Annotated in this window: 2 protein-coding genes; both read left to right on the top strand. The window is 38.9% G+C overall.

Annotation, left to right across the window (positions count from 1 at the left end; translation table 11 throughout):
- The first annotated feature begins 289 nt into the window (after positions 1-289).
- Positions 290-1,630 (top strand): hypothetical protein, encoded by a 1,341-nt coding sequence (locus Q0340_RS06575; protein ID WP_298082641.1) that lies wholly within the window; start codon positions 290-292, stop codon positions 1,628-1,630.
- 36 nt (positions 1,631-1,666) lie between these two features.
- On the top strand, positions 1,667-5,927 hold a 4,261-nt coding region (locus tag Q0340_RS06570), incomplete at its 3' end, for a hypothetical protein (RefSeq protein WP_298082640.1).

Raw genomic sequence — 5,927 nt, 5'->3', positions numbered from 1 at the left:
GAATTTTAGAATTTTAGAATTTTAGAATTTTAGAATTTTAGAATTTTAGAATTTTAGAATTTTTAAGGCGCGAAATGCTCGCGCCTTTTGTTGTTTGAGAGTCGTTGTTTATTTGTTATTATATTATTTTTTAATGTAGCCCAACATAAATAAAACTGCATTTTATAAAATCTTTCTTTTAGAAATTCTTTAAAATTTATTTATATTTGCTCCATATCCGTATTAAATTTAAGCAAAAAAAATGTAAAATAGTAGTCAAAAATTATGTTATTGACCGGAGGGTAGTATCATGAAAGTTAAGAGTTTTAGCTTTGCGCCTATTTTGGTGCTGTTATTTTGTGTTGCGACGGGAGCTTTTGCGGATAGACCCAATATTAAGATTGTTCCCGCCGTTATAGATCCTTACGAATACCCAGAGAGCGGCATTATTGATAGTAACGATCCGCATTGGTGGTGGTATAATGAAACAAGGACGGCAACAGATAGTAAGGGCAAACCTTATACTTTTTTCGTTTGTGGAGACGGTAACAACCCAGGAAAAGGCGGAAGTTGCGGCGTATGGAATTTTACCGGTATACACAATTGGAAAAATCAGTCTCCGGTAATTAGATTCGGTGGTCCTGGTACATATGTATTTGGGGATTACGCCGTAGCTGGAAATACTGTGCTTAGCTTTGACTGGGACAATGTTTCGAAAGCAGATGATATAAATTTCATAGCCGGCTCAAATGGTCATTATTTAAAAGAGGATCCCGATACTTCCCCCTATGGCTTTTATTTAAATAGCTCCAAATCTACTTTAAGATTGCCTAAGGGCGTCACTAAAGATGATATCGTATTTGCGGCTTTATATTGGCAGGGTAACGTAAGAGAAGCAAGAGAGCTGATTAAGGCAGGTTGGGATCGTGCAATAGGAAATGGTGACGGAGTGCAGTTTGCTAAATGGTATAGGCGAGTTAAACTTAGAATGAAAAGCTCAAAAAGTGCAAGTACTACTGCTCCTATAGATATTGAGAGACAGAGATGTAATGGCATAGCGGGTTGGAACTATAAAGAAAATGCCAGCTATAAAAACCTCCCCGATCCTCTTAAGACAGAGATGCGTTTAGAGTACGGTTGCTTTACGGATATCACAGATATCGTCCGAAGTAATTTCGTCGATTACTCGGATAGTATAGATTTTACCGTTGGAAATGTAGTAACCAGCGCTGGTAAGGACAGTGCAGGCGTAGGTCTTATTAACGGTAAGATAGAAAATATTAGAGTCGGTATGTGGGGCGGCTGGGGTATAATCGTAGTGTATGATAAAACTTTAAATTCTAGAAATAAGCTAATATCCGATCTACAAAATTCGGCTAATCCGGTAGGTGTAGAGAGGCAATACTCGTATGCGGAAGCCATTAAATTTAAAAATAATTACTATAAACCTAAAAATGTAACCATATATGGTGATTTTATGGCTATTACGCCTTGGGATGGCGAAAATGCATCCATAAAAGTAGAAACGGCATTAAATGGCTTTTATACTCCTAGAAGCGGTAATGTTAATGCTAAACTTGGTTTTTTAGGTTTCGGTGGCGAAGCAAAATTGGGACCTGAACATGGCGGTACAAAATTCCAAACAAAGTAATTTTTTAGAGTAGAAAATAAAAAAGCCGGTGGTAAAATGGATACCTTATTTATGCATGATGAGTATAAGGTAAATAGGCTGGCTCAGATAGGCAGCGAATGGTATTCTAATGTATTTGACGGTAGTATTATGAGGTTAAAGCATGAAAATGGCCGATATGCTGCATCGCCCGAAATTTTAAGAGGCGGTGAATATCTCGGATCAAATCAGTCTGCAGGTATAGATTTAGACGAATTCGATATAAGCGATAAAATGGTCTATACTCAATCAAGTATTAAGTTGGAACTTGGTGCTGAGTATAATCCAAAAACTGACAAGTCCGATCAAAACTTTATAAGCATGATAGCCATATCTGTGGATATGTATGTTCCACAAATGTGCTATCAGTATGAAGTCTATAACGCCGCAAACTGGGTAAAATTCTTCAGAACAGACGATAGTAAAGCCAGCGAGGGCAAAGGAATAGGTACTAGATATAGCAAGGAAGAGATCGAAAAGAAAAAACCAGAGACAATCAAAGATCCTGTAGTAGCCGGTGAAAATATCTACTATAGAATGAGATTTGAAAACAGATCAAATGGCGGAAATAGTGAAGATGCTATAGGAACAATAGTATCAATTGACTTTGGTCAAGCGGGTGCAACTTATACTAAAGATAGTGCTACTATAAATAACGAGTTGACTATAAATGAGCCTATTACTACGAATACGAACACTATACCTGCGGCTGCCGCCGAGAGGCTAGTCTATTTACGCGATGATAAAAAAGGCGCATACAAGACTATGAAGGATGTCATAAATGCTACTGCTCCAAATGTCACGGACCTTATTTATAAGGACAGGCAATTTACTGCATTAAGCGGCAATGTCTTAAAATTTTACATCGGTAAAGATGCGGGCGAGATAAAGACGGGCGAAACTGCTCCGGTAGGTGGTCTAATGCAGCCGGGTAAAGCGGCTTACGGCGAGTTTAATGCTACTGTTAATACCGGAGCGCAAACATTATTACCTCCTGCTATGACTCTAAGCTATAAAATAAGTCTAGACGTTGGTGGTGGCAAGCGAGTGCTTATCGACATGGAGGGGGCGTCCGAGCTTGAGTTGTGCGATGCGGATAAATCTAAGTCCGTAAGTATTTTACCGCTAAGCGGTTTACAGGTTGTAAATAAGAATTTTAGTAAGAACGACGACGATGATAGGCTCTATACTCAAATTTCCGATAAACCTTTTGATACGAAACTTATCTTTAGACCGGATTACGAGAGCCAATATTGTAAGTCTTATGACGATAAAACTGGTAAATGTACCGAATATACCGATGCGGCTTTAAATTCCCCTCATTTTAAAAGAGATCCGAATACAGGCAAGCTTATATATACTGGTAGTGAGACTAGGAAGCTTGAGAAATTTACATTAGGAGGTAAATTGTTTTTGTCTGTTATTAGGGCAAAAAATGCAGCTACTACACTAGATAAAGCCGATAAGAGTGATAAAAATAGCGTAGCCTACTCATGTCGAGCCGTAACGGATCCTTTGAAAATTCCGTTTAAACTAAACGGCTCTGGTTACGCCATAGATCATAAAGTTAACGAATTCAAAGACGAGAAACTAAACGGTGATTCTTATTCTGTAGATAAAGAATTAGAATTTAAGGATAAGGATATTTTGAATTTGAATGATATCGAAATAGGTGATGCTTATCAAGGTCTTACATTTATGCTTAGCTATCGCCCGGATGGACAGTCTAGCTCAACATCTGATTTGGATAAGTATATAAAAGATAAGGATATAGATAAAAATAACGATCCTACGGCTTATTACCTTGAACTTAAAAAATTGGAGCTTAAAAAGAAATACGGGTATTGCGATAGCGAAGATGAGAAAAATTCTAATATCAAGTGGTGTGACAATAGTTTAACCAAAGATCAAAAGAAGAATATTTGGGAAAATATTATACTAAAAGAGTTGGAGAAGCTTAAAAATAGTATAAACGCCGCTAGTAGTGAATTTGGAATTAAAATGTCACAAGATGGTTCGTTCCATATATGTGGTAGTGATAACTTCGTACTCCGCCCTGCGTATTTCAAAGTAGATACCGATGCGCTAAATAATTCCGGTAAGTATAGCAAGATCGTAGATACTACCGCTAGTGGCGATATAACTAAAAAAGGCGTTAGTACCGATGTTTATAATCCTACCGAACTTCGCGTGGGTGGGGACTATGAGCAGAACGCAGATATTTTAGCGCACGTAATATCAGCTAGAAGTTACAGCGATAACGGCGTACCTAACTATACTGCAAGAATCGGTGGCGACTTAGGTAATCAGCGCTATCATCTACGTAAAAGCTATGGTACGGATTCTGATGATACTCAAGATATATCGACTAAGATCCGTGGCATCCAGACTTATTTGCGCCCATTCATATCTAATGAATGTGTGGCTAATGTAGATACTCAGTCTTATTATGTCGATAGAAAAACAGCCACCACTACATTAAAACGCGGTGTAAAGCAAGACGGTTGCTACGGTGGTGCCGCAGTAGAGTATTTCGGTATTAAATATAATGCTAATACTGGTAAATACGAGATCGATCCATCTGCTATCAAAAATGGTTCTTTCGGCAAGAGCGATGATGTTTCGTGCGTATTAAATGGCACGAGCTCAAAATTTGACGCATCATATAGAAGAGTATGGGATAAAAATGCCATAAGCTTATGGGCGGATTTTGACGCTAGAAATATCGTTGAAACTGGAGGTATTGCAAAATTTAGTAGCAAGGGCAATGTTCAAGGAGCATATTTGATGACTCAGTCTAGAAAAGCTTCTGTGGATAAAGATAAAGAAAATGCCGTTATCTATACTGAAGTTATAGGTAAGGATGCCGATAAAATTTTCAATTATTATAATGTCGGTGATGTGCTGGTAAGCGTCTATGATAATTCATGGACGGATGCCTACTCCGATCAGACCTATTCTAAAAAGTGGAAGAGCGCTAAATGTATTATCAATTCATCTAGCAACACTCCGGACGCTAAAGGTATGGTAGGCTGCGACGTAGGTATGAGACTCGTCGCCAATAAAGATAAAGCGATAAACGATAATATTGTATTGCGCTACAAGCCGGATCGTATCAGAGTCTCGCTCGTAAGCCTTGATAATGGTATAACAAGTGGGGTAGGCGATAATAATATCACGGGCGGAACATCTGCATATACATATTTTAATGATCCGTATATTGAGAATAATGTCGTAGTATATCCAGGTGAGGATCCCGCACAGAATTTGGCTGTAACGCGTCAGATAAGCCAGCTTGCCAAACTTAAAGTCAATGCCGTAGCGTATCTATCTGATAAGGTTTATAAGGATGTCATCGCTACGCTTTATGACGGATATAAGCAAGATGTTGGCGGCACTCCTCAAGCCGTGTGCGGATTTTCGAGCGATCTTGATTTTGCGCTAAATTTTGGATTCGATTGCGCTAGCAATAGTGCCGATGGACGTTGCTCCACAGCTACCGCTAACAAGACCGGCGGAGATACAAATTACGTGCCATATCCTAATAGAGCTACCGTTACCTATAAGATTGATAGTGGTACGCAATTTTTTGCTGCAAATTCTAACGAGTGCCTAGGCCCTACAGGATATGATAGTAGATGCTATAAATATAACGTAAGAACCCTAAGCTCAACTATTAATGGAGGCTGGAATGAAGCCGCTTCCGCATCCGATATGGGTTACGGCTTGCCTATCCCTCTTAGAATGGCGCTTAATTATTACTCCGACGCTTCATTAATAGGCGGACTTATTAATAGACCGAAAGATGGCACAGGAATTAAGTACGATTCTAAGTCAACGGATTTCAGGATTTTAGCACAAGGATTTAGAGAGGGGCAGACCCCTGGTTCAACTGTGTATTTTAATTTCGCTAGGATGCATAAAACCCCTAGCACTCCGGTGCTCATCTACGCTAGTGACTTTAATATCGGAAATGGCACGATTAGTATCGCCGAAAATTTTTGGCCGTCAAAATTTGATAAATCATACAATGCTATCTCGGATACAACTTCGGAGCAATATAAGAAAGATGATATAAAGTTGTCTCAAGAGAACTTTAATGCTTTCATCACTAGAAAGGTTAGCGAGACCAAAGCTGCAAGCAAAGCTGCTTATATAGCCGCTGCTAATTCCAATAGTAAGACCTATGCAACAGGTAAAACCGTTATAGATTATAGTGACAACGTAGGCACTTATGCGCTATTTGTCTATGGTACATCATATGATAAAAGCCTGGGAT

This window comes from uncultured Campylobacter sp., from assembly GCF_938045595.1.
Taxonomy (GTDB): Bacteria; Campylobacterota; Campylobacteria; order Campylobacterales; family Campylobacteraceae; genus Campylobacter_B.
Note: the sequence above shows the minus strand (reverse complement) of the source record. Positions and strands in the feature narration are given on the sequence as shown.

What these genes read in the sequence shown, in the direction of transcription:
- Q0340_RS06575 (WP_298082641.1), top strand. Translation starts at nt 290, where the DNA reads ATGAAAGTTAAGAGTTTTAGCTTTGCGCCTATTTTGGTGCTGTTATTT.